Origin of the sequence: Sodalis ligni, from assembly GCF_016865525.2 — a bacterium.
In the GTDB taxonomy this organism is placed as follows: domain Bacteria; phylum Pseudomonadota; class Gammaproteobacteria; order Enterobacterales; family Enterobacteriaceae; genus Acerihabitans; species Acerihabitans ligni.
On the sequence record NZ_CP075169.1, the window covers coordinates 738,811 to 763,983 of the forward strand.

A 25,173-nucleotide genomic window follows, 5' to 3' on the forward strand; every position below is an offset into this window, starting at 1 on the left:
CCTGATTCATAATTGACTTAAATCACAAAGGTAGGTATTATACCCACCATGGAAGGCAAGGATGTCAGATGACCAGCGGAGAACTGATCAAGGGTTTGCAAGATGACGGGTGGATTATCAGGAAGATGGGTCCGAGAAAAACCAAAGGGAGTCACGTTACGCTGACCAAGCCTGGGTGGTTCAATATCATTACTCTCCCTCATCCGCGCAAGGACGTATAAAAAGGGCTCATCAAGCAGGTACAGCGGATATCCGGTATCGCATTTATCTGACAACGTGGTGGGATAGGTTTTATAGGAGGGTGTAATGATTTATCCGATTTTTATCTTTAGAAACGATCATGGTTTCGACGGCTACTTCCCCGGCATTGAGGGCTGTTTTTTCGCCAGTGATACCTTGGCGGGCGTAAGCAAAGATGCAGAAGAAGCGTTTGCGGTGCATATTGAGGCTTTGATTGAAGAAGGGCATCCACTTCCCCCACCGCCTAAGGATGTGCAATGTTATCTGGGGGATGCCAGATTGGCCGAGGAGAACGGCATAGTGGGATTTGTGGACATCGATCCGACGAAATATGAGCGTAAGGCGGTGAAATTCAATCTTACCATGCCGCAGAATCTGCTCACGGCCATTGACCGGTATATTACCACCAGCCGCCATTATAAAAATCGCAGCCAATTCCTGTCTGAACTGGCCAGAGAGAAAATTGCCCATTAATGGCATGCTCATTCCAACGGGGGATGCATGAGTGGATTAACCGGTAAAGTCGCCCTGGTCACCGGCGGCTCCAGGGGGATTGGCCGCGATGCCGCCCTCGCATTGGCCAAAGCAGGCTGTCAGGTGGCAATAAATTACCTTCAGGCCGACGAGCAGGCCCGGCAGGTGGTGGACGATATTCATCATAACGGCGGGCAGGCTATTGCATTCAAAGGCGATATCAGTTTGCCGGAACAGGTAAACCGAATTGTGCTGCAAACCCGCGGGGCCTTCGGTGAAATTAACATTCTGGTGAATAACGCCGGTATTGCCAAAGTCCAGGACTGGCAGGATATCACCCCGGACGATTGGGGTGCGGTGCTGGCGGCTAACCTCACCTCGTCATTTTTGATGTCCCACGCGGTATTGCCCGCCATGCAGCGGCGCGGCTGGGGCAGAGTGATTATGATATCGTCCATGGCGGCCCAAACCGGCGGGGTGATAGGGCCCCATTACGCCGCCAGCAAAGCCGGGCAGTTGGGATTGATGCACAGCTATGCCAATCTGCTGGCGGGTAAGGGCGTGACGGTGAACGCCATCGCGCCGGCATTGATTGAAACCGACATGATCAAAAACAACCCGAAGATCACGCCGGATCTTTTGCCGGTAAAACGCTTCGGCAAAACGGAAGAGGTGACGGCAGTGCTGATGATGCTGCTTAACAATGGCTACATCACCGGACAAACCATCAATGTCAACGGCGGCTGGTATATGAGCTGATTATTGGCGCGGGCCGGCGATATAACCAGACACCGCGCCGACAGTCTCGTATTATGGGGTGGCGGACCGCCCGCCATTATCACCCTAGCCCGCCAGCGTCGAGATCCATTGTGTCAATGGCTATCAATCACGAGATCTATTGAACCTCTGTAAAAACGCAAGGCAGGATCATTGAGGAGATAAATTGAACACTAGGTAACAATTTAAAACGGAATGCGTGTTTGATTATTGCGGAAATTTTAATACATAAATTATTAATTCTTTGTGAAGGCAATGTGCTTATTCAAAATTATTTAGGTGCTATTTTATTTATCATAACATATTCTTATTTGAATCCATGAAATTGATATCAATATAACATGCATGCGAAATAATCATCAAAATTAAAATATTGAAGATATCTTTTGAAAAGAGACGGACCGTTTAATTATTGTTTTATCTCAGTGATATTTTCGTCTTTTGCTTTTAACAAAGTGAATAAAATGTTTACTGATACACCTTTCGCGAATGCAATATTTACTATGTTCTCAAATATAAAAATGAACTAAGCTCACGTGGTTTTACTGCACCGGGCTCATGCAAGGCTTACATATTTGGTGGCTGCGCGATGCATTTGCATACAAATATCCGTATAAGCAGCGACTTAGACAGTCAAATGGATTTTTGTCGCAGTATGAAAGAAGAAGCCATCGGTCTGATAGAATCTATTAGTCCGGTTGATTATTTTGATAACAGGCATGGTCCGAGTATTTTAGTTTTTGATTCTCACTTTAACCCCGCGTTAGCCCCCATGCATGAAGATTATGATATCAATGCGATTGATATTGAGACCAATACTCCTTCACCATTATGGGTTTATCTTATTAGTAAATGCGATCTTGCTATTAGCAAACTTGGAAGATTTGGTGACATGGATCAAGAAGATATATATGCCCTTTTTCGGGCCGGCTTATCCATTGATGAATTCAGAACTAAGGCCATGGAAGCTGCTGATTACGCTGTCGGCCAATCTGGATTGCCTTCAAAGATTGAGTATGCTATTTCTATGTACAAAGAACTCATGGAGGAACTATGACTAAAGCAGATCTCAATCAAGTATTCGAGCGTGTATGCTTTGCAGGTCTTGAAAAGGCAAACGTTGAAGATATTAAAACAATAGCCATTTCGTTATGGCACCAAAACGAGCTGCCGGATACGTCATTATTGAAAACCAATGAGGCCAGGAAAACCGGAGGATTTATACTTGACCGGCTATGTAGATTCAATTGCGTACCATATAATTTTAAGAATGAAGTATTAGCTATAGCAGAATCATTGTATAAAAAATTATCTATGCCTGAAGCTGATTCAACAGAAAAAACGCCATTAGATAAACTTGCAGCAAAATGGGGATTGGATAGTGATCTATGCAAGTTTATGGGCGATATTTTGCCTTTTCAAACGCGTCATGCCTTTGGTTGCCGTTCGTTTGCTTGAAATGGTCGTTCGATTTTCCTGCAGCATTTGAACTCTTTTATTCTGTATTTAATCATCTTTTTCGCACGCCAGATCAAAAGCATCTTCTGGAAGTAGGAGCTTGACGGTAAACACCGACGCCCCGCTCGCGTATAGCAATATTTTTACCCTTAGGGCGAGTCAAAATTTCCTCTCATCCCGGTAGGGCAGGTCGCCACGGCTCAGCCCTATATCCCGTAATTGACCGTCGTTCAATGACATCAAGCCCTTACGATCTCGCCGGCGTGCCCGCCAGTGTTGATAGGCTTGAAATAACGCCGTCCACCATGCAGGGCGTTTTACGGCGATGTGCGTTAATCTGACGTCGCTACCGGCTTTGTCAAAGATGCCGTCGCTGGCGATGTTGTCGGTTAAGTCTTTGATGCCGTCGTTGCCGACGTTACCGGCGGGGTCGCCGTGGTCATAGCGGATCAAGTCACTCTTTTGCATTGCATTTTTCATGGCCGTTGTCCTTCTGGAACGCTTGGCAACAGCATGAAGCTTTTAAACAAAAGAGAGTAGATTCAATCCATTAGTGCTTTGACATATACAGATGGCGCAACCATGACACAATGTGCTATTTATAGGGGTAATCTGTACTCTTTTTTCCGCTCTTTTACCCTTGCCGGATGCGAAGTGATATCTGCTTATGGCTATAACGCGTTACCAAAATCTGGCTTCCATACTGAGCCAGCGTATTGAACAAGGTCTTTATCCCGCCGGTGTCCGCCTGCCGTCCATCCGGGTGCTGAGCAAGGAACACGGGGTCAGTATTACCACCGTGCAACAGGCCTATCGGGAGCTGGAAGATCAGCAGTTGGTGGAGGCGCGCCCCAAATCCGGCTATTTTGTTTCGCCGTTGAAAACCCGTCCCGAGCTGCCCGCGGTGTGTTCTATGTCTCAGTGCTCCCTGTCGATTCCGCAGTGGGATCAGGTGCTGGAGATGGTGGCCCCCCTTAAGGACGGCGAAATAACGTTTGTGTCGGCCGCCCCCGATGTCAGCGTCAGCAGCCTGAGGCCGTTAACCCGGGCATTAAGCCATTTGAGCCAGCGGCACGATCTGCGCACCCTGAGTTATGATGATGTCAGGGGATCTCTCGAGCTGCGTGAGCAAATCGCCCGGCTGCTTATTGACAGCGGCAGCCATATGGATGCCGGAAATATCATGATTACCAATGGATGCCGTGAAGCGCTGTCCATTGCCGTACGCTGCGTCTGCGCGCCGGGAGATATCGTTGCGGTGGAGAGCCCGAGTTTTCACGGCAGCTTACAGCTCCTGCACGGGCTGGGCATGAAAGTGCTGGAAATCCCCACCGACCCGGTGAACGGCATCAGCGTCGAAGCGTTGGAACTAGCGCTGGATCAATGGCCGGTCAAGGCCATTATGGTGACCCCCACCGCGCATAATCCGTTGGGTTATAATATGCCCCTCGAGCGCCGGCAAGCGCTGTTAAAGCTGGCTCAACATTATGATGTGGCCATCGTGGAAGACGACGTATACGGGGAACTCTCATTCGGCTATCCCCGGCCCGCCACGATAACCTCCATGGATGATGAAGGCCGGGTGTTGTTATGCAGCTCTTTTTCCAAAACGCTGGCGCCGGGCCTGCGGGTGGGCTGGATAGCGCCGGGCAGTTATATGAATCGCGCCGTCCACATGAAATACACCGGTTCCGGCTCAACCGCCAGCCTGACGCAGCTGGCCATTGTGGAGTTTATCAAACAGGGCCATTACCATAAGCATGTCCGCCGTATGCGCGGTCAGTATCAGCGTAATCTTGATATCATGACCGGCTGGATAACGAAATATTTCCCCTGCGGCACGCGTATCAGCCGCCCCCAGGGAGGATGTTTGCTGTGGATCGAGCTTGATCATGGCATCGACACTCAGCGGTTGAACGCCCTGTTGGCGGAGCACAACATCAGTATAGCCGTCGGTGCGGTGTTCTCTACCGCCGGAAAATTCCACAGCTGCATGCGGATAAATTATGCGCAGCCTTTAACCGCCGACATTGAAAATGCCATACGGCAGATCGGCGTTGTCATACATCAGCTATCAAGCCGTTCCGGTTTCGGGAATAGTGTTAAGTAATCGTTAACGCCGGTAAATCTTTGTCAAATAGCAGTTTTTAAGATATTTCGTGATCCATATAGTCCCTATATTAACTATTATTAATGCATTACTGGCTATACAAGCAGTTTGTCATGGAGATCATGAATATGAAAAAAACAACATTGGCGATAGTGATGACGCTGATTGCTACCAGCTCCTGCCTCCCCATTGCTTCCTTCGCCGACGACCATGGCGGACAAGACCAGCAGTGGCATCAAAAAGGCCATGAAGCACAACGGGGCCACGAGGGACCGCAGGGCCATGCCAGCCCGCAACGTGGTGACTTCCGTGGCCGTGAACGGGATCATTTTGCCGCCAACGGCCATGATTTCCGCCGCGGACGCCCATTGCCGCCCCAATATCGCAACGATCACTACCGTGTGCATGATTGGCGTCAACGCGGCCTGTATGAGCCGCCCCGGGGCGAACAGTGGGCTTACGTGAATGGTAACTATGTGTTAGTGGCCGTGGCGACGGGAATAATCACTTCCATTCTTATCGGTAACGCCTTAAACAACTAATTTTTCGCGATGCCGATGGCGGTCTTGTTATCAACGCCGCTGCAATAACCTTAGCCGATGCCCAGTGCATCGGCTTTTTGTCGCCGTTTTCCGCCTCAAATCCACTCCTCAGCACTTTCAGCGCCAGCCCTCCTTTGCAAAAGAATCATATTATTCATTTACACAAAGTATAAAATTATTCATAATAATTAAACTGAAATAAACGATACTCTCGGAGAGCACGATGTCTTCAAAGGATACACTTGAGTTTCATGTCCCTGAGCTGGAGCTGACGTTCAGAGCAAAACTACTGACCGATGACAATCCTGACGTGGTCCGGCAAGTGTTGGCGCAGCTGCCCCTGCACAGCATGCTGGGCCATGTGGTTATTTCCGGCGAGGCCGTATGGATGCCCACCCGCATTGTGCATCTTGGCCGCAGCAATATGGTGCCGCGCTCTCCTGGAGCGGTGTATCTCTACGCGCCCGGGCAATCGATTTGCCTGACCTACGGCCGTATTACCGAAAGCGCGAAAGTGAATAAATTCGGCGAGGTTTTTGCGGAGGATCTGCCCGCGCTGCAGCGGCTTGGCGCTCACGTTTGGGAACATACCGTTGCGCAACCCCGGCGCAATACCGTTGAAATCATTGTGAGGAAGGCCGCCTGATGTCTAGCATCACGAAATTTGAAGGTCATTGGCTTGACGCAAAAGCCATTATCGAGAAAGAAATTGATCGCGTCTGGCTGCATGAACCCGAAGAAATCCAGAAAATTCGCTGGGGTATTATCGACAGCGGCGCCGGCAGCGGCGAACAGTCCTTTTCGGTATTGGTGCATCTTGAGGCCTATTTGATGCTGGTGGGCGCTGACGTGATGTATCGTTTCCTGAAAATATCCCAATACGACGATATGCAGTTGCCTACCCTCAATCGTATTACCCGCGAATTTTTAACGGCGACCTTTAACGTATTTGAATTCATGACCGATCTCGGCCTGACCAATATGCATGCCATGGGACAAATGTATTCCGACGCATTGGATACGCTGGCCACCAAGGAAGAATACGTTGAGCTTACCGGCGCAATGATGACCTATGTAATTCGCATGCATCGCTGGATCCATTATATTTTTCCGTGGAATCTCGGCGTGGCTTTCCCGCACCGCAAGCCGGAGGAGCTGTTCGCCCTGACTAAGGTGTTGCCGGTTATTTAAATAGCCTTATATACCCGTCATACTTCAAGTTGCAGGTGTGTTGGCTTGCCAGTAACTCGAATTATTTAGGTTATAAATCAGTACATTGTAAGTTGGCGCCCAATAAATGTGGTAAACGAAGGGTCGCAGTCCGGTAGCGGTAGATACTAATTTTGTATAGACTGCAGGCTGAAATATAGGGTGATAAGCATGGCTGAAAGTGAATTCGTCGACCACCTCGACACTCTTCCCACAGGAATCACAATGGCTGACAGTGAGTTTAACAAAGACCTCAACATTCCTGATATGCCAGGCGTTGCCGCTATCAGCACGCAAAACGAGCGGCAAGCCATTTATGCCGAGCTTGAGCGGCGTGCCCAGGGCCAGCGTCTCACGCCGGCACAGCGGCGGATTGCCCAATGCCTGATTGAAAACAGCAATGAAATCGGCTTTCTTTCCAGTCTCGAGCTGGCAAAGCTTGCCAATGTCAGCCAGCCCTCTGTGACCCGATTCGCCACCTCCCTGGGTTTTGGCGGCTATCTTGAGATGCGCCGGCATCTTCGTTCCGGTCTTAGCGTCACCGAAGCCCGGACGGAAACCCTGGCCAATCGCTATCAGGCGGCGGCGCAAGCGGAAATGCACAACCTTGAAGAGCTGGGGAAAATGCTTGCCGATGAGAGCCTGATTGATTCCTTCGGCGAGGCCCTTGCTTCATCCCGGCCGCTGGCCGTCCTCGGGCTGCGGGCGTCAAGCGGCCTGGCGGCGCAATTTTCCTACTTCGCCTCGAAGGTGCATCCCGATGTCCGTCTGCTGACCGGCGGCGGTTCCATCAATGAAGATCTGCTTGAGCAGGTAAAAGCCGCCGGCGGTAAAACCTTGCTGGCCTTCATGATGCCGTTGTATCCGCGGGAAACGGTGCGGGCCCTGGAGTTTGCCCGGGAAATCGGTATATCCGTGGCCCTGGTGGCGGATGCCGGTTTGGCGGATTACTCCCGCTGGTCGGACAGGCTGCTGCAGGTGCCTATCAATACCAGCCTGGTGTTTGATTCCTATTCCGCCCCTGCCGTCATTGTGTCGGTGCTGCTGGACGCCATGTGTAATCATATGAAAAACGAGGCGGAAAGACGCCTGGATCATCTTGATCACTCTTCGCGCAAACGCAAGGTATTTACCGGCTGATATCAAGCCGACTGACTTTTTAAATTCAGCCATGTATCGGCAATATCATTCATCCTGATAAGGCGAATGTATACCCGCCGTAGGGCTTCTTTTATCTGACAACTGATTGTGAGACTACTATGGGCATTATATTAAAACCCGGTCATGTGACCCTTGCCATGCTGGAGTCCATTTACTGGACAGGTGAAATAGCATGCCTGGATCGCAGCTTCGATGACGCCATAAAAGCGGGCGCGTCACGCATCGCTGAAATAGCCCAGGGGAGTGCGGCTGTTTATGGCGTAAATACCGGTTTTGGCAAACTCGCCTCGATAAAAATCGATGGAAAGGACGTGGTTACGCTCCAGCGTAATCTTATTTTGTCCCACTGTTGCGGCATGGGTGCGCCATTGCCCGAGAATATCGTGCGGCTGATTATGTCGCTGAAACTGATTTCGCTGGGTCGCGGCGCATCCGGCGTCCGGCTTGAGCTGGTGCGGTTGATCGAGGATATGTTGGCGAAAGGCGTGATCCCGGTTATTCCTGAAAAAGGCTCGGTTGGGGCTTCCGGCGATCTGGCGCCGCTGGCGCATATGGCCGCCGTGATGCTGGGGGAAGGGGAAGCCTTCTTCAGCGGTGAAAGAATGAACGGCGCCGATGCGCTGGCAAAGGCTGGTCTGTCGCCCATTATCCTGGCGGCGAAAGAAGGGCTGGCGCTGATTAACGGCACCCAGGCTTCCACGGCGCTGGCGCTGGCGGGATTGTTCCGCGCCTATCGCGCCGCCCAGGCCTCGCTGATAACCGGCGCCATGTCCACCGAGGCGGCCATGGGATCGGCGGCGCCTTTCCATCCGGATATCCATACGCTGCGCGGCCATCGTGGTCAGATTGACGCGGCGGCGGCCCTGCGGGCATTGCTGAAGGATTCCGATATACTGGCCAGTCATGTGGTGAATGACGAACGGGTGCAGGATCCCTATTGTATCCGCTGCCAGCCCCAGGTGGCCGGGGCCTGTATCGATCTATTGCGCTCCGTTGCCCATACCCTTGAAATCGAGGCCAATGCGGTCACCGATAATCCGCTGATTCTGTCGGATGGAACGGTGATTTCCGGCGGTAATTTCCATGCCGAGCCGGTGGCTTTCGCCGCCGATCAAACCGCTATCGCGGTATGTGAAATCGGCGCCATCGCCCAGCGGCGCATTGCGCTATTGGTGGATCCGTCGCTGTCTTACGGCCTGCCGGCGTTCCTGGCTAAAAAACCCGGCCTGAACTCCGGCATGATGATAGCCGAAGTGACCTCCGCCGCGCTGATGTCGGAAAATAAACAGATGTCCCACCCGGCATCGGTGGATTCCACCCCCACCTCAGCCAATCAGGAAGACCATGTTTCCATGGCCTGCCACGGGGCGCGCCGCCTGCTACAGATGACGGATAATCTGTTCGGCATTATCGGCATCGAAGCCATGGCCGCCGCCCAGGGCATCGAACTGCGCGTCCCCCTGGCCACCAGCCCTGAACTGAGCCGCGCCCTGGAGGCCGTGCGTGCCGTAGTCCCTTCCCTGGAGGTGGACCGCTATATGGCCGACGATCTGGAACAGGTCCGTCAACTGGTATTAACCGGCGCCCTGCATGCCGCGGTGTCCGCCGAGTGTGTGCCCCGGCTATCCGGGAACGATGCGTCTGCCTGATATCAATCTGTGTCCAGGCCGTAAGATACCAAAGGCCGCATTTTGGCGTCGGTTGTCTTTGTTTGGTGTTTGTTGACTTGTGCAGCGGCCCATCATTCCGTATAGTTATGCTATACGGATAGGGTGCGCTCGCAGATGATTAAAAGTTTCAAGCACAAAGGAATGGAAAGGTTTTATAAAACGGGTTCTGCCGCCGGCATTCAAACTGCCCACACTTCGCGATTACGCGGGCAGTTGTTTGCCTTAAGCAAGGCTAAAAAGCCTTGTGATATGGGCGCTCCGGGATGGAATCTCCATCCCTTGAAAGGGAACGAGGCTGGCGTTTGGTCTGTGTCGGTTAACGGTGACTGGCGTATGACGTTTCGTTTTGATGCTGATGGCGACGCCGTTCTCGTCGATTATCGCGACTATCACTAATGGAGGCAATTATGCGTATGTTTAATCCGCCTCACCCCGGTGAGGTTTTGCGTGATTACCTGGAAGGGGTTAGCGTGACCGACGCCGCGGCGTCGCTAAAGATAACGCGCACGCAACTGTCCCGTATCCTGAATGCACATGCGGCGATTACTGCTGACATGGCGTTGCGTTTATCCAGTCTGCTTGGCACAAGTGCGGAAATGTGGGTGGATATGCAGTCTGAATATGAACTCTGGCAGGCGGCACAGAGGCCGCGCCCGGTTATCGAACCGCTGCATAGACCGCACGTTCACGCCTAAAAGACCACGCCAGCATCCAACCGGCGTGATCTTTTTTGCCGCTTTTCCCCTAAGCCAGGTTATTGCCCATCGTACTTGATGTCATCGTTAGCCCTGTTTGGCGGTTACGCCAGCGGGAAAACGATATCGGTTATTTCTCTCCGATTTCTACCCGCCTTTCCCCTAGCCATACCCCTCGCTAACGCCTTCCCGGCAGGAAATGAATAGCTTTTTTCTTTTTAATTTTTTATTGCATTTATTATTCACTTACTTTAGATTGATTTAAGTGGTTGAGATTTGTACGCCTGGAGACAGTGTGTGAATAACGAGAGCTTTTTTACGTTGGTGGGATTTAGCGCGAACGGCTGGGGCGCCATCCTGCTCTCCGGCGTCGCGGTCACCCTGGCGGCGGCCGTCAGCGGTTTGGTGCTCGGCCTGCTCATCGGCGTATTTGGCGCCTGGGCTAAAATATCCGGCGGCAAAACCCTCCGTTTTTTAGCCGATGCCTATACCACTCTGCTGCGGGGCGTGCCCGATCTGCTGGTCATTTATTTGTTTTATTTCGGCAGCAGCTCCATCCTGACCGCCATCGCCGGTTACTTCGGCAGCAAGGGCTTTTTCGCCTTGCCGGGTTTCATTGCCGGCACCATCGCCATCGCCGTCATCGCCGGCGCCTTGAGTACCGAAGTGCTGCGCGGCGCATTCCAGGCGGTATCAAAAGGCGAACTGGAGGCGGCCCGGGCGTACGGCATGGGTTTTTTCCTGCGGTTTCGGCGGATTATCACGCCCTTGACGCTTCGTCACGCCCTGCCCGGTATCAGCAATGTCTGGCTGGGGCTGCTTAAGGAATCCTCGTTGCTGTCGGTTACGGGCGTGGCGGAGCTGATGCGGCAGGCCCAGGTGGCTTCCGGATCTACCCGCCTGCCGTTCAACTTCTTTCTGGCGGCCGCCGCGCTGTATATCATCCTGGCGTCCTTCTCCGGTGTGCTGGTCCACCTGTCTGAACGCCACTATTCACGCGGCACCAGGAGGACATGATGGATCTCCCGTTTATTGTCGACTGCCTGCGGCGCATGCTGGCCGGCGTCCCGCTGACGCTGCAGCTGGCCGCCATCTCGCTGCTATGCGGGGCATTGCTGGGGTTGCTGATTGCCTTTGCCCGCCTGTCCGGTAATCGGCTGGTGGCCGCGTTCGGCTGGATTTATGTTCAGGTGATACGCAGCACGCCGCTGCTGGTATTGCTGTTTCTGATGTATTACGGGCCGGGCCAGTTTCCGGCCATTCGCCACAGCGTATTATGGCCGTTCCTGCGCGAGCCCTACTATTGCGCGCTGCTGGCGCTGCTGATTAACAGTTCGGGATACGCCGCTGAAATTATCCGCGGCGGCCTGCTCTCCGTACCCCACAATGAAATCGAAGCCGCCCGTGCCTGCGGCATGTCCGGCGTGCTGTTATACCGGCGCATTATCCTGCCCATTGCCATTCGCCAGGCGCTGCCCGCGTTCAGCAACGAAGTGATTGCCATGATAAAAGCCACCTCGCTGGTATCCCTGGTGACCTTGATGGAGATCACCGGCATCGCCACCGATATCGCCTCGGAAAGCTACCGGCCGATTCCGGTGTTTATCGCCGCCGGCGCCATTTACCTGCTGATCAATTTTATCCTGACCCGCATTATCCGGGCCATTGAACACGGTTTAACGCCCCATCTGCGTTCGCCTCCGGTGAATATCATCTTGAAGGAGTCCCCCTACGACCACAACTAGACTTCCCTTTTGCAGTGCCAACATTCAACCATATAGGAAAAGTTACATGAAGATGTCTGTTGTTACCCGGGTCGCTTTCGCTACCGCCATTACGCTGATGGGATGCCTCGGCGCCCATGCCGAACCCCAAAAATGGACAACCGTTAAAATCGTCACGGAAGGGGGATTCTTCCCGTGGAATTACACCAAGCCCGACGGCACCCTGGGCGGCTTTGAAATCGATTTGGCCAATAATCTGTGCAAACGCATGGGGGTGAGCTGCACCATTACCGCCCAGGCATTCGACAGCATGATTCCGGCCCTGAACGCCGGGAAATTCGATGCCATTATCGATGACGTGGCCATCACGCCGAAACGTAAAGAGGCCATCGAGTTCTCCGTGCCTTACGCTTCACTGTGCTATACCTTCGCCACCGGCAAGAACAGCGATATCGCCAAGTCCCTGCCGCCGGAAGATAAAGTGATTTCCCTTGATGACAACGCCGCGTCGTCCGAGGCCATAAAACGCGTGGCCGCCGCCCTGAAGGGCAAGACCATCGGCACGTTATCCGCCGGCACTTCCGTCACCTTTGTGAATACCTATCTGAAAGATGCGGTGCAGGTTCGCCAGTATAAAACGCCTGAATCGCGGGATCTTGATTTGGTCTCTGATCGGGTGGATGTCATTGTCGGTTCCAAAGACGCCATGCTCGGGGTCATCAAAAAACAGGGCAGCCAGAATATCGCCCTGTCCGGTCCCTGCTTCCAGGGCGGCGTCGTGGGCGAGGGTTCGGGCGTCGGCTTGCGTAAAGGGGATACCGAACTTAAGGCCATGTTCGATAAAGCCATCAAAGAAGCCCAGGCCGACGGCACCATTAAAAAGCTGTCCGAAGCGACTTTCGGCATGGACGTCACGCCGCTTTAACCTCTGGTCCGGCGCTTTAATCGGCATGCCCCTTCCGGCGGCGTGCCATAACGGTCTGTAGATACCGCGATATGCATCCGGGACGCTACAGCCCACTCGATATCAGGATTTTTAACGGAGAGAATGACTGTGGCTTCCACTGCCGTAACGCAGCGTCAGGTCAGAATCGGCGTCGATTCCGGCGGCACCTTTACTGACATCTGTATCTATGATGTGGCCGAAGGTTCCATTCACGTTTGGAAAGTGAGCAGTACGCCGGCGGATCCTTCCATCGGCATCGCCGACGGCATTGCCCAGGGCATCGCGTCGTTAGGGTTGGGGTCAGGTGAGTCTGTGAATGTGACTTACCTCGGGCACGGCACCACCGTGGCCACCAATGCGCTGATTGTCGGCAGCGGGGCGGCAACCGGCATGATTACCACGGCGGGTTTTCGCGATATTATCGAATTAAGACGGCAAAAGCGTGACGGCCTGTATGACGTGCAAACCGAAAAACCGCGCATCCTGGCCTTGCGCAATCAGCGGCTGGAAGTGAACGAACGGGTGCTGTTCGACGGCAGCATCATGACCCCGCTGGATGAGGAAGAAGTACGCGGCGCGGCGCGCCGGCTGCGTGAGGACGGCATCCGCGCCATCGCGGTGTGCTGCCTGTTCAGCTATCTGGAGCCCCGCCATGAGCAGCGTATCAAGGCGATCCTGGCCGAGGAGATTCCCGGCGCTTTCATCAGCGTCTCCCATGAGGTGAACCCGGAATTCCGCGAGTACGAGCGCTTTTCAACCACCGTGGTGAACGCCTATCTCGGGCCTATCATGCAGCGCTACCTGCAACGGCTCCAGCCTCGCCTGGAGGCCATTGGCATCGCCGCCCACCCTCATCTCACCCAGTCCAACGGCGGCGTGATTTCCGCCGATACGGCGCAGCAATTCCCGGCGCGTACCGTCCTTTCCGGCCCGGCGGCGGGGGTGATGGGGGCCACTACCATCGGTACGCTGTCGGGTTTTGATAATATCATTACCTTCGATATGGGGGGCACCTCAACGGACGTTTCGCTGATTTCCGACGGCCGGCCGCAGATGGCGAACGAATCGGTCGTACACGGCTACCCGCTGAAACTGCCGATGCTGGACATCCATGCCGTGGGCGCCGGCGGCGGGTCCATCGCCTCCATCGACGCAGGCGGCCTGTTGCAGGTAGGGCCGCAGAGCGCCGCCGCCGATCCCGGCCCCATTTGCTACGGCCTGGGCAACGAGGATAACCCCACCGTCACCGACGCCAATGTGGTGCTGCAGGTGCTCAATCCCACCCATCTGCTGAACGGGCGCCTGCCCATTGACCAGGCCAAGGCGAAAAAGGCCATTGCGCGGCTCGGTGATCGCATCGGCATGGATGTCATGTCGGTGGCGCAGGGTATTATCAGCGTGGTGGTCAGCAACATGGCCAAAGCCATCCGGGTCATTTCGGTGGAACGGGGCTACGACCCCAGGGATTATACCCTGTTCGGCTTTGGCGGCGCCGGCCCCATCCATGCCTCCCGGCTGGCGCGGGCGCTGGATATGCCCCGGGTGGTGATTCCCAAACACCCCGGCATCATGTGCGCCATCGGCCTGCTGCTCACCGACCTGCGCACCAATTTTTCCACCTCCCGGCTGATGCACCTGGAAGAAAGCAGCACCGGTGCCATGGAAGCGGCGTTCACCGATCTCGAGCAACGGGCAGGCGCCTGGTTTACCCATGAAAAAATTTTTCCCGACAATCGCGTTATGGTGCGTTCCGTCGACCTGCGCTACGGCGGACAAGGCTATGAACTGAATATTCCCTGTCCCGCCAGAGTGATTGACGCCGCCGCCGTGGAGGCGTTGAAAAAAACGTTCGCGGCCTATCATCAGCAGATGTACGGCTACATTGCCGAGGGGGAACCTATCCACCTCACCACTCTGCGACTGGAGGTCATCGGTCGCGTGCCAAAAGCGGATCTCAAACCGCTGGATAATGCCGTCACCCCCGTGTCGGCGGCGCGGCAGGGAGAACGGCAGGTGTGGCTGCCGGAAATGGGCGGTTTCACCCTTTGCCCGGTGTACGATCGCGAGCGCCTGGGGCCAGGCCATTGCCTCTCCGGGCCGGCCATTATCGAGCAGATGGACTCCACCACGCTTATCCTGCCGGGCCAGAACGCCACTATCGATAGCTATTTGAATATTATTATTGAGGAAGCCTAGGCCATGTCCGATAGCAACGTCTCATTACCGGCGCAGGCAGCGTATCAAAGAACATGCGATCCCATTACCGTGGCGGTGATCGCCAGCGCCTTGTCCACCATTGCCGAAGAGATGGGTAAATCGGTTATCCGTTCCGCCTATTCCACCAATATCAAGGAACGCCAGGACTGCTCCACCGCCGTTTTCGATCCCGAAGGCCGTACCATTGCGCTGGCGGAGCATATTCCCATCCATCTCGGCTCGCTGCTGGGTATCGCCAAATACGTGCTCGATCATAACGATCTCACGGACCTGCGTCCGGGCGATGCTTTTATCGGTAACGACGCCTATACCGGCGGCGGTACGCATTTAAACGATTTTGTGTTGATGGAGCCGGTGTTTCACGATGGGAAGCTGGTGGCCTGGGTAGCCAACCTGGCCCACCATTCCGATTTCGTTGATCGCAGCCACAAGCATATCTTCCAGGAAGGCCTGCGCATCCCGCCGGTGCGCCTCTATCGCGCCGGGATATTGCAGCAGGATATTCAGGCCTTGATTTTGCTGAACTGTCAGGTGCCCAGGGAGCGCATCAACGATTTGCGCGCGCAGATGGCCGCCAACCGGCTTGGGGTACAACGGGTCCAAAGCCTGTGCGAGAAATACGGCGCGGAACTGATGGCCAACGCCGCGCGGGAGTTTTTGCTCTCCACGGAACGGCGGACCCGCGCCGGTATTGCCGGCATCCCCGACGGCGTCTATGAATTCCGCCACGATTTCGACACCAATCTTATCGACGGCATTCTCGACCTGCAGGTACGCATCACCGTGCAAGGCGATGAAATTTTCTTTGAGTTCCCCGACGCGCCGCCGCAGATGCCTGCGCCCATCAATATGGTCTATACCGCCCTGCTGGCGACCATTTATTTTGCCGTTAAGGCCTTGATCGATCCCGATATTGCCGTGAATGAAGGCTTTTATCGCCCGATTCACGTTAACGCCGCCGAGGGCAGCGTATTGAATTCGTTGCCGCCTGCCGCGGTCTACAGCCGGACGGATATCGCGCAACGATTGGTGGACATGATTTTCGCCGCGCTGGCGCCGGTGGTCCCAGAACGCGTGGCCGCCGGGTCCACCGGCGGTACGCTGCTGACCACCAGCGGCATGCATCCCCGCACCGGGCGTTTCTATGTGTACAATGAAATGCAGGGCGGCGGCATGGGCGCGCGCGCCGACAAGGACGGCCTGGACGGCGTACAGGTGAATATCACCAACACCGCCAACCTGCCTATAGAAGCGCTGGAAAGCGAGCATCCGATCCTGATTGAACGCTATGAACTGGTGCGTGATTCCGGCGGCCCCGGCCGGTTTCGCGGCGGCATGACCATGCGGCGGCGGGTCAGGGTCCTTGACCATGTCGCCACCATCTCAGCCGGCGGCACCAACAGCCTGATTGCCCCCTTCGGCCTCTCCGGCGGCATGCCGGGATTGCCGGCGCGCGTTGACCTGCCGGAAGGAGCGCCGCCGCTGCACCGCCGCGCCGGCATGCTGCAACCGGGCGAGAGCGTGGATATGATTGCCGCCGGCGGCGGCGGTTTCGGCGATCCGAAGCAGCGAGACCGCGCCCTGGTATTGCGCGACCTGAAGGAAGACCGGATTTCACTGAGTGCCGCTCTGGATATTTACGGGATGAAGATGGACGAGATCCAAGATATATAAGGAGAGGGGGGGCTCAACCGGGTACCCTGTATTCCTTCAGGCCGATGAACGTGAAATAGGGGCTGGCGGCTGTCTTTGACACGACAGTAGATTTCTGGCTGAATCTGCAGACAAATGTGGATATATGGGACGTGCAAAATGATGCACATATGCAAGAAGAAATAAGTCGTGTTACGACCTTAGAATTTTTTGTGGCTCATAAGGGTATCAAACGCCACGGAATAGCATAGTCTCTTGTTCTAACGAAATAAAATCCATTGGGCTTGCTTATATGGTAAGAAAACGGAAATCAACTCTTCGTTTAATTTCCGTTTTTTCCATCACATCTCGAAGAAGATATCACCGGTCTCGGCTTTTAAAATCTTGCCTTCATCATTGGTGATAAGAACATAATTCCCGCCCATATAGGTCCAATGGCTGCCTTCATCCGGCGCCGGCAGGTGTCTGATATTCCACTGGACTATCTCATAAGGCTTGGTGCGATACAGGTCCGGCACGGTATCACCGATCTTATATTGTTTGGAATCGAGATAGAACGACTGAATTTCATAGGAATGCACAGCGGGCGGATTTTGTGCTGAATCGTTAGGCGAAGTTTGAGTCGCATCAGCCGGGGGATTCTGAGTTGCATCGGCAGGAGGATTTTGAGTCGAATCAGCAGGGGGGTTTTGCGTCGAATCGGCAGGGGGGTTTTGTGGCGAAATGCTGGGCGGCGTTGGTACGCCGACGCCCTGTCCATCTTCAGCATAGGCGGAAGAAATGAAGGGCAGCGCCCCCATAAAAAGAACCGCAGAAAACAACATGACCTTCGACTGACCCATAACTTCTCCGAATTTCAACCGTCTATCCCGGTAGGTAGATATTTAAATTGACACAAATCAAAAGGTTATGTCATCACTTTCTATTTCGATACGCCCTTCGGCAATGCTATACCGGCCCATAGACCCGACCGGATACGCCAAAGTACGGTGTAGAAGATAAGGAAATTTCCGGTCGAATGGCTGTATTTTTTGTAATAAAGCGTGATCGTGGTAATTATCAGAAAACTACGTTGATTTGGCAATAGATAACAGAGGTCGGTACAAGAATAAAATCACCCCGTAAACGCTTTGTTCATAGGGTATTCCGGTTGGCCAAGGCCTTTGTGTCAACATCGTGAAGTGGTGGCCCCTTTTCAACGTTTCCGTTGTCCACTGTTTATCGTTTTAACGTCCGCTCATTATCGCGTCATCTGACGCACTCTTTGCCGATAACATTCCTGCCTTGCGTTTATCTTTCAGCCGGTAACTTTGCCCCTTTATATTGACCGTGGTTGAGTGGTGCAGTAAGCGGTCCAGGATCGCCGATGCCAGCACGTTATCGCCGAACACTTCTCCCCAGTCCACGAAGCTTTTATTCGAGGTCAGTATGATGCTCGCTTTTTCATAACGCCGATTCAGTAGCCGGAAGAACAGGCTCGCCTCTTCCCGCGTCATCGGCAGATAGCCGATTTCATCCAGGATCAACACCCGGCTATAGCTTAACAGTTGGATCTGCCTCTCCAGGCGGTTTTCTTGTTTGGCCTTGAGCAGCGTTGCCATCAGTTTATCCAGCGGCGTGAACAGCACCCGGTGACCGCCATCCGCTGCTTTGACGCCCAGGGCCACCGCCAGATGGGTTTTCCCCACCCCCGGCGGACCCAGCAAGATAACATTTTCATTGCGCTCCACGAACGCCAGTCCCGCCAACTCGCGGATCACTTTGCGATCTATTCCCGGCTGGAAGGTGAAGTCGAACTGCTCCAGCGTTTTTATCCAGGGTAACCGGGCCTGCTTGAGCCGTGATTCCAGGCCCCGGCTACGGCGCCCGTTCCATTCCTGTGACAAGGCGCGGATCAAGAACTCCCGGTAGTTCAGTTCTTCTTTCGTGGCCTGCTCCAGCAGGTTTTCCACCGCGCCGCTCAGATGGTCCATTTTCAGCCGGGTCAGTAGGTTTTCCAGTTCGTTCATCACTGTAGTCCCTCATAGGCATCCAGCGGTCGTTGCTCTACCTGGCAGGTCCGCTGCCACAGCGCCTGGTGATGTTCCGGCACCGTCTGCCATCCGGCGGTGGCCGGTGACAACGGATGGCGGGCGATAAGCTCGTCATTGCCGTAGACGCGTAACTCGTCGTCCAGGGTAATGCGTACCGTAACCTGGCGCCCGCACCAGGCTTCGGGCAGGCTGTAGCGGTTGCCCCGCACGTCGATGTAGCCATCCCAGGCCGCTTGGCGGATATCGTGATAACTCGTATCGAACGGACCGGCGGGCAACGGTTGCAGGGCGGTTTTTTCCGCCTCGAACCGTTCTGCCGGTGTCTGATGGAACTGGCGCAGGTCGCGTTGATCGGCCTCTTGCGCCAGCCACTGGGTCAGGAGCTGATTGACGTGCGCAAAACTGTCGAACCGGCGATAGTGAACGAAGAAGTTGTGTTTCACATAACCCACCATGCGCTCCACTTTCCCTTTGGTCCTGGGCCGGTGAGGCCGGCAGGCGCGGGGATAAAGCCGTAGTGCTTCGCCAGCGACTGGAAGCCGGCGTTGAAGATAACCTCGCCGGTATTATCGTGTTTGAGCACCGCCGCCTTCTGGTTATCAACCAGCACGGTTTTCACGCAGCCGCCGAAGTAACCGAACGCCTGCACCAGCGATTCGTAAGTGTGCTCCGCATCCTGGCAGGGCGCGGCGAAGACATGAAAGCGGCGCGAGTAGCCCAGCGTATTGACGGCGAAGTTGATTTTACATGGCAGGCCCGCCACTTCTGCTTCCACTTCACCCCAGTCGTGCTGCAACTGATAACCGGGCTGCGTTTCGAAGCGGACGGTTTCACGACCATGCCGGAGTCGGCGTTTGGGCTGGATATATTCCCGCAGCACGGTGGTCCCGCCACCATAGCCTTGCGCCTTGATTTCCTGGAAAATCACTTGCGCGTTCCAGACATGTTCACTCAGGCGCATATCGATAAAAGCCATGTAAGGTTCAAGTTTGCTCATACGCCGTCGTGAAGACGTCCGGCGAGGACGTTCAGGCTCGGACAGGTGCCGCCTGACCGTGCGTTCTGAGCAGCCAATCTGACGGGCAATGTCGATAATATAAGCGCCATGAATGCGCATTTGTTTTATCATTAGGTGGTCCTCTCTGCTTAACATGGCGCTTCCTCTTTCGGTGTCGGAACCTTAAAGAAAGACCATGTTGGGTGGAGTGGACAACTTTTCCGATGAATTACGACCTTATATCAGCGATGCCGACATTTGACGCCGCCGCCAAGGTTAGAATGGTTTTCGAGTGGGCCCTGAAGAGTGAACAGCAATCACCTTATAGTTCTGAATAGCAACAGTATCAGCGGCATGCCTATGAAAAATCCATAGAAGCCCATGTCCATCCCATAGTCATGTTGTTTTGCCAGTAGGCCCATGGCTTTAATACAGGACCCAGCGGGCACTGATTCTCCAAGAAATTGCTCCTCCAAATCCTTTTTTGACATATAAAACATAAAGTCTAGCCAAAGATGAGCTACAAGATAAAAAGTAGCGAGAATTGTTATCGCGCTCCATCGTAGAAGCGTTTTTTTGTTCCGGTCCATATTCTTATCCAAAAGCTGCTTATAGATCCCTTAAGTGAGACAGATGTTGGACGTTGAGCTTATAAGCTTTCAAGAATATATGTAATTTCCTTAAGCACGGGAACGGTACCGTCCGGGGCCATGGCTAAAAATGCCGGCGTATCATTACCGCCGGACTTATGGCCGTCATCCTATCGCTGATAATCCAAACCAATTCGCCGTCGGAGCTTTGCATTATCAGACTAAGGCAATAGCGTTGTTATAAAGGCCTTTGGCCTCAGATACTATGGCGCGCGCTTGTTCCGCAGTTAAAATCCTCTACAGCCATCACCCTCCCTGAGTGAGAAAGCGCCATTAGGGCTGATGGAAATTCCGCTGGAGTTAGTAATGACTGTTTTGACTCCTGGCATATTGATGAGTTCCAATATGGGTCTTGTTCCGGAAAAATGAGATTGGCCAATAAACATGCTCAGTCCAAAATCAGTTTTACTGTACATTCCCCAACTAAAATAATCTTTCCATTCTCACCGATGAGCTGCTTTTAATTTTATAGATTAATTCACTGGCGTCCTCGAAATGAACTAAACCAGAGGAAACATTACTACCATAAATGTGAATAAGGGCGCGATTTTCGTAAAAACGCCATTCCAGCCAGATAATACTGCTACCGCAGAACAATCCAGCAACCCGTTAGTAGACAATATGGAAACGGAATCATGGGCCGTTCTCCACTCGCCGGAGTTCACTACACAAATATTATCAGGACTTCTTTTAACCTGCCAGTAGCACAAAATTATCCGGGAATTTAGACAGCCTATTCATTCGGATAACTTTTTCTTCATGAGCGTGAGCCTGCTCCTATGCATCAAATAGCGTTTTCCGAATGCTTCCCTGTCCAAGGATTAACCCGTGCATAGATTTCCTGCACCCCGTGATAACCAATTATTTTAACAGGAACATTAGTATTCGTATGAGGTAAAACGGCCATTTTACAACCTCCGGGGGCGAGGGAAGTTTGTCAATCACACCGGATGAAACGATACCCTTAGCTAAACCGGCTGTTTTTATCGGATGCCAATAGTATTGTTAATTCATTCCCTAATTTCCCGCTGAGCCCGGTCACCAGTTCAAATCCCGGATCAAGGCTTCTGAGTGCGCTTTTCCCAAGCGAAGCCAGTTCAAAGGTAGCGGGAAGGCGGATTTCTGTTAGCATGGTTTTAGCCACTGACGCCAGCGAGTCCATATTTAACGCTGTTTTCCCGACACGAAGCCCTCTCGCAAGCCCCATACCAAACTTCCCACTCAGACGTGCCGCCTGCCCGAAAGTAGGGATAAGCGAAACAGCATCAATGAGGCATGCAGGTACTGCCTGAAAGGCGTTGTGATTTATTATCCCATCAATGCAATCATAAAGGGTATCATATGCCTCACATGGTTCCATATGGTCTGGATGTCTGATTTGTCGTTGCCTAATTCATAGAGATGATTATAAATACTGTCACGATGTATTTTGCTAATAAAATCAACAAGCGCATTTCCTGTCTCGTCATTATCTATGACTTTTTTCTATCGGTGAATATTAAGTAGTGAAAATCGTCACCACTGCTCGTTACTTTATTATGTATAACTTTGTAATTACTCCCGAACTGGCTATAGTTCAAAAGCCCTCTTCTATATACTTGCGGATGTCTCGATCAACCCGGATCATTCTATAACCTTCCGTACTGTTGCCATGAACACCCTGCAGGGCATAGATTCTTTCTTCACCCCTTGATTCACTGATATAAGATCGGTTTTTCAAAGCCACATCGAAGTTATTATCAAATGGTATGCCATATGCAGAATGTACCGGCCTGCTCGTTCTCATATTGAAATGCACAGGATGTATGATGGCTCCGGGTGAAAAATAGCATTATAGTCATCTTTTGTTAACCCACTCAATGCTGAGTGTACCAGGTACTTATCGAGCTCATAAAAGCGGTCAGCGACCTCTGACGTCAGCTTTGATATTCGTCGCTTAAACTTTCCGGGCGTTATCACAGGGTATTATCATACCATTTAGATAATTTTGCTTTGCGCTCAACGCTGCCTTAGCATGGCGTTGCTCTTTGGTGCGGATGCCATCGGCCAAATCAGGCAGTACCGGCAGTTTCTCTATGGGGCACTGGGAAATGATCTTATCAGCCAGTTTACCTTTGCTGAGCCATCTACTGACTGATGCCTGATAATCATTATATTTACGGGTGATATCTTGGTGCATTTTCTCAACCATTCTTCTGTATTGAGTATATTCGTTGATGACCCCTACTCGAATAATCCGGAGATTTTGTTCCTGGTTAACTTTGTTTGGTGAATGAGTGGCTATGAAAAACAGTGACGGAGCGTGAAAATACACCATTTTATCTTCAGTTATGCCCTCTTTGGTGGCTTGCTGCCACATTTTTTCCGATTCTTATTGCTTCTTCCCGCGTATAAGCCTCCAGACTGAAGTCATCCAGAAATCGGGAACCGGTATAGAGAGCGGCAAAGTTGTAGTCGCCGAGTGCCATGCTTTTAACAGCTTTTTCTTCAAATTTAAGGACGGGTATCTCCTTGAGAAGGAAAGAAAACCACATAGCATTAAAATCGCCCCATCGTTCGTTCGGTATTTTGTGTAAATGTAATGATTTACTTTTATGTAATTCCTGCAATGACAATAAATGATGGATACTGCTGATAGTGAAATAAGAAGGATACGCATCGCCCGCCAATTTCCTGGCGATATATTCTTCCGGGCTCGTTCCCAGGATATTACAGAATACCCAGTAACGGATGACTGATTCCGCCTGTTGCGTGGAGAGTTTTTCGTGTTTTTTTGCGCCATACAGGCCTGCCGCCGTCAGGACGTGCCGGGCTAAAATTTTAACTTCTTTTGCATGCCCTGCGATGCCACCCTTCTCTGTATCAAAAAGATAACCCGCTACGACAGACATCAGAGTTTCTTTACTGGCAGGGGTTGTCTTCAACAGGTTTTTTTTACGGAAATGTTGAATAATTCTTTTGTTAGCCAGTCTTGTTACGCTAGGAAGATGCAAGCGATGTTCTCGGTTACTTACGGATTGCTGCTTTGGTTCAACAGGGCCTCTGGTGTTTAGTTGGCTTCTTACGGGTGATGCTTCCGCTACCGGGAATCTTAGTGGGTCAAGGCGATATAGAAACTGCCCGGTTTTATGAAATGCATCCGCGGCCAGATTTATTATGCCGTAATGTTTTGCCGTTGGATTTGACTCCCCCACGGAAACAACCGCTTTTTCGCCTCCCCAGTCTGCTGCTGGTGGTATTGGCGTTTTTGGCGTCTTTGTGAACGCCGGATTGACGGCCTGGGGACAAGAAAGTGATTTCTCAAATGGAGCCGGATACATCAAGGCATCGCATTTCGTATTAAAATGTGTGCTGGTGATTTCCCGCTGCCGGGTTTCTGTTTTACCGGTAACGCAGTACAACAGGCCTGACAGCCCACTTTCCTGTTTCAGCCTCTCAGTTGCCAGAGTGTGCTTTTTCAGCGATGCTGTGGTTTTGCCGGTGACATCGTCGCCCGGTTCTGTACCGTTGCTTTGATAAAAACCTCAGGATGCGCTGTTGAATTCGATGAAAAGGCGGCAATCGAAGATTTTGAAAGGCTTGCCAGCATGTCAGAGCCTGTTCCCTCATGGAATTTTCGTACCGTTTCTACGTAGGTATCCACTTCGAAAGCAGGTATACGGAGGGCATGTTCTTCCGGGGGGAATCCGTGTCTGGCCATATTGCCGAGAGCACGCCAACATTCGCCGGCGCGTATCAAAAGATTTGCCATAAAAGCAGGCAACCGCAGGAAACCACGTTGCGGAGCGCTTTTATCAGTTATCCAGTACCTGGCGGCTACCGACGTTAAAGCCAAAGCTGTAAACAGGTACTCTGAAGTGGGGCTCCACTCTTTCGGCTCCAGATAAGACGCATCGGTCCAACTGATTATCGTTTCCCGAATAAAACCGGCCAGACGAGCAATCATATTCAGGTTATCGGGCAGACATAATGATGCCAGTCCGAGTGAATGCAACATGGCACTGTCGATATTCCGTCTTTCAGTAATAGCTATGTACAAGCTGTCAGCCGCCATGACAACGTTGACGGGGAGTCCGGGAAGCAGTCTGGCAAGTCCGGTAGAAAGCAGTTCGCTCTGCTTATAATCTCCCAAGACTTTGATGAGCTGTTGGATACAACGGCGACAATCTTCCGTGAACGGGACCAGCGATTCGGCATATTTTTCCGCGGAGATCTGCTCAGATACGGACTCATTACCCGCATCAAACCATGTCTCGTCCATGTCAACATGGTCAATGGCATCAAACCAGATATCCTTTTCTTCTGGTGCTGACAGGCAAGCGGTTTTAAAGAAATCGTTTGTTAACGAGAAAGATATTGATATAAATCTATTTGGCATGATTTTCCTGCTGTTGATATTAAAAATCAGCAGCATATGACATCAAAACCTGCAAATTTACTTTCAGTAAAAGAGTTTTTATTAGAGGTAATTGTATTAATGATAACATTGAGAGGTTTTGTTTAAGCGAAAATGTATTCCTTTTGTTGCCACACGGTTCCACTGTTGCGGTCGCCGCTTTCCGGGGGGGGATTCTCCGGAAAGTGCGTTTGAATGTTCGAATGTTTAAAACAACGAAA

At 52.5% G+C, this 25,173-nt stretch carries 24 protein-coding genes and 2 pseudogenes; 18 read left to right on the forward strand and 8 right to left on the reverse strand.

Going from position 1 to position 25,173, the window contains the following annotated elements; translation table 11 throughout:
- Nucleotides 1–68: 68 nt before the first annotated feature.
- The 5 genes and pseudogenes from GTU79_RS03435 to GTU79_RS03455 form a co-directional block, all read left to right on the forward strand.
- Nucleotides 69–218 (forward strand): annotated as a pseudogene (locus GTU79_RS03435) (type II toxin-antitoxin system HicA family toxin); the annotation flags it as partial.
- Nucleotides 219–306: 88 nt separating this feature from the next.
- Nucleotides 307–714 (forward strand): type II toxin-antitoxin system HicB family antitoxin, encoded by a 408-nt coding sequence (locus GTU79_RS03440; RefSeq protein WP_132923513.1) that lies wholly within the window; start codon nucleotides 307–309, stop codon nucleotides 712–714.
- 27 nt (nucleotides 715–741) lie between these two features.
- Nucleotides 742–1,473, forward strand: coding sequence for an SDR family NAD(P)-dependent oxidoreductase (locus GTU79_RS03445; RefSeq protein WP_203522877.1), 732 nt, complete (start codon nucleotides 742–744; stop codon nucleotides 1,471–1,473).
- Nucleotides 1,474–2,080: 607 nt separating this feature from the next.
- A complete protein-coding gene (locus GTU79_RS03450) occupies nucleotides 2,081–2,548 on the forward strand; it encodes a DUF6036 family nucleotidyltransferase (protein ID WP_338091455.1) in 468 nt (155 codons plus the stop codon).
- Nucleotides 2,545–2,949 (forward strand): hypothetical protein, encoded by a 405-nt coding sequence (locus GTU79_RS03455; protein ID WP_214513697.1) that lies wholly within the window; start codon nucleotides 2,545–2,547, stop codon nucleotides 2,947–2,949. Before GTU79_RS03450 ends, GTU79_RS03455 begins: the two co-directional genes overlap by 4 nt.
- Before the next feature lie 159 nt (nucleotides 2,950–3,108).
- Here the strand turns inward: GTU79_RS03455 and GTU79_RS03460 are convergent, their stop codons facing one another.
- Nucleotides 3,109–3,429 (reverse strand): DUF1127 domain-containing protein, encoded by a 321-nt coding sequence (locus GTU79_RS03460; RefSeq protein ID WP_253073483.1) that lies wholly within the window; start codon nucleotides 3,427–3,429, stop codon nucleotides 3,109–3,111.
- A gap of 193 nt (nucleotides 3,430–3,622) precedes the next feature.
- Between GTU79_RS03460 and GTU79_RS03465 the strand changes: the two genes are divergently transcribed.
- From GTU79_RS03465 to GTU79_RS03525, 13 genes are all read left to right on the forward strand, one after another.
- Complete coding sequence (locus GTU79_RS03465) at nucleotides 3,623–5,059, forward strand: aminotransferase-like domain-containing protein (RefSeq protein WP_203523168.1); 1,437 nt, start codon at nucleotides 3,623–3,625, stop codon at nucleotides 5,057–5,059.
- A gap of 128 nt (nucleotides 5,060–5,187) precedes the next feature.
- Entirely contained in the window at nucleotides 5,188–5,601 is a 414-nt protein-coding gene (locus GTU79_RS03470) for an RcnB family protein (RefSeq protein ID WP_203522874.1), read from the forward strand.
- Nucleotides 5,602–5,824: 223 nt separating this feature from the next.
- Entirely contained in the window at nucleotides 5,825–6,247 is a 423-nt protein-coding gene (locus GTU79_RS03475) for a DUF3830 family protein (RefSeq protein ID WP_132923507.1), read from the forward strand.
- Entirely contained in the window at nucleotides 6,247–6,792 is a 546-nt protein-coding gene (locus GTU79_RS03480) for a cucumopine synthase-related protein (RefSeq protein WP_203522873.1), read from the forward strand. Before GTU79_RS03475 ends, GTU79_RS03480 begins: the two co-directional genes overlap by 1 nt.
- Before the next feature lie 243 nt (nucleotides 6,793–7,035).
- Complete coding sequence (locus GTU79_RS03485) at nucleotides 7,036–7,950, forward strand: MurR/RpiR family transcriptional regulator (protein ID WP_203522872.1); 915 nt, start codon at nucleotides 7,036–7,038, stop codon at nucleotides 7,948–7,950.
- 119 nt (nucleotides 7,951–8,069) lie between these two features.
- Nucleotides 8,070–9,620, forward strand: coding sequence for a histidine ammonia-lyase (hutH, locus tag GTU79_RS03490; RefSeq protein WP_253073484.1), 1,551 nt, complete (start codon nucleotides 8,070–8,072; stop codon nucleotides 9,618–9,620).
- Nucleotides 9,621–9,755: 135 nt separating this feature from the next.
- Nucleotides 9,756–10,037, forward strand: coding sequence for a type II toxin-antitoxin system RelE/ParE family toxin (locus GTU79_RS03495; RefSeq protein ID WP_203522871.1), 282 nt, complete (start codon nucleotides 9,756–9,758; stop codon nucleotides 10,035–10,037).
- Between the two features lie 11 nt (nucleotides 10,038–10,048).
- Nucleotides 10,049–10,336, forward strand: a complete 288-nt coding sequence (locus GTU79_RS03500) for a HigA family addiction module antitoxin (protein WP_132923503.1) — start codon at nucleotides 10,049–10,051, stop codon at nucleotides 10,334–10,336.
- Between the two features lie 297 nt (nucleotides 10,337–10,633).
- Nucleotides 10,634–11,353 (forward strand): ABC transporter permease, encoded by a 720-nt coding sequence (locus tag GTU79_RS03505; RefSeq protein ID WP_203522870.1) that lies wholly within the window; start codon nucleotides 10,634–10,636, stop codon nucleotides 11,351–11,353.
- Entirely contained in the window at nucleotides 11,350–12,081 is a 732-nt protein-coding gene (locus tag GTU79_RS03510) for an ABC transporter permease (RefSeq protein ID WP_275956915.1), read from the forward strand. The genes GTU79_RS03505 and GTU79_RS03510 overlap by 4 nt, the downstream gene beginning before the upstream one ends.
- Before the next feature lie 46 nt (nucleotides 12,082–12,127).
- Nucleotides 12,128–12,985, forward strand: a complete 858-nt coding sequence (locus tag GTU79_RS03515; protein WP_203522869.1) for a transporter substrate-binding domain-containing protein — start codon at nucleotides 12,128–12,130, stop codon at nucleotides 12,983–12,985.
- A 129-nt stretch (nucleotides 12,986–13,114) separates the two neighbouring features.
- Entirely contained in the window at nucleotides 13,115–15,202 is a 2,088-nt protein-coding gene (locus GTU79_RS03520) for a hydantoinase/oxoprolinase family protein (RefSeq protein WP_203522868.1), read from the forward strand.
- Between the two features lie 3 nt (nucleotides 15,203–15,205).
- On the forward strand, nucleotides 15,206–16,897 hold the full coding sequence (locus tag GTU79_RS03525; RefSeq protein ID WP_203522867.1) for a hydantoinase B/oxoprolinase family protein: 1,692 nt from the start codon (nucleotides 15,206–15,208) through the stop codon (nucleotides 16,895–16,897).
- A 320-nt stretch (nucleotides 16,898–17,217) separates the two neighbouring features.
- Here GTU79_RS03525 and GTU79_RS30970 read toward each other — a convergent pair whose 3' ends face one another.
- The 7 genes and pseudogenes from GTU79_RS30970 to GTU79_RS03560 all read right to left on the reverse strand — a co-directional run bounded on the left by GTU79_RS30970 (nucleotide 17,218) and on the right by GTU79_RS03560 (nucleotide 24,970).
- Nucleotides 17,218–17,736: an RcnB family protein gene (locus GTU79_RS30970; RefSeq protein WP_275956916.1), complete on the reverse strand. Its 519-nt coding sequence runs from the start codon at nucleotides 17,734–17,736 to the stop codon at nucleotides 17,218–17,220.
- Between the two features lie 366 nt (nucleotides 17,737–18,102).
- On the reverse strand, nucleotides 18,103–18,885 hold the full coding sequence (gene istB, locus GTU79_RS03535) for an IS21-like element helper ATPase IstB (protein ID WP_162368808.1): 783 nt from the start codon (nucleotides 18,883–18,885) through the stop codon (nucleotides 18,103–18,105).
- A pseudogene (gene istA, locus GTU79_RS03540) lies at nucleotides 18,885–20,062 on the reverse strand (IS21 family transposase). Before istA ends, istB begins: the two are co-directional and overlap by 1 nt.
- A gap of 1,458 nt (nucleotides 20,063–21,520) precedes the next feature.
- Entirely contained in the window at nucleotides 21,521–21,916 is a 396-nt protein-coding gene (locus GTU79_RS03545; protein ID WP_214513698.1) for a hypothetical protein, read from the reverse strand.
- A gap of 576 nt (nucleotides 21,917–22,492) precedes the next feature.
- Nucleotides 22,493–22,915 carry a hypothetical protein gene (locus GTU79_RS03550; RefSeq protein WP_214513699.1) on the reverse strand — a complete coding sequence of 141 codons (423 nt, stop codon included), beginning with the start codon at nucleotides 22,913–22,915 and terminating at the stop codon, nucleotides 22,493–22,495.
- A complete protein-coding gene (locus tag GTU79_RS03555; protein WP_214513700.1) occupies nucleotides 22,881–23,957 on the reverse strand; it encodes a hypothetical protein in 1,077 nt (358 codons plus the stop codon). Before GTU79_RS03555 ends, GTU79_RS03550 begins: the two co-directional genes overlap by 35 nt.
- Nucleotides 23,958–24,013: 56 nt before the next feature.
- Entirely contained in the window at nucleotides 24,014–24,970 is a 957-nt protein-coding gene (locus GTU79_RS03560; RefSeq protein ID WP_214513701.1) for a hypothetical protein, read from the reverse strand.
- Nucleotides 24,971–25,173: the final 203 nt, after the last annotated feature.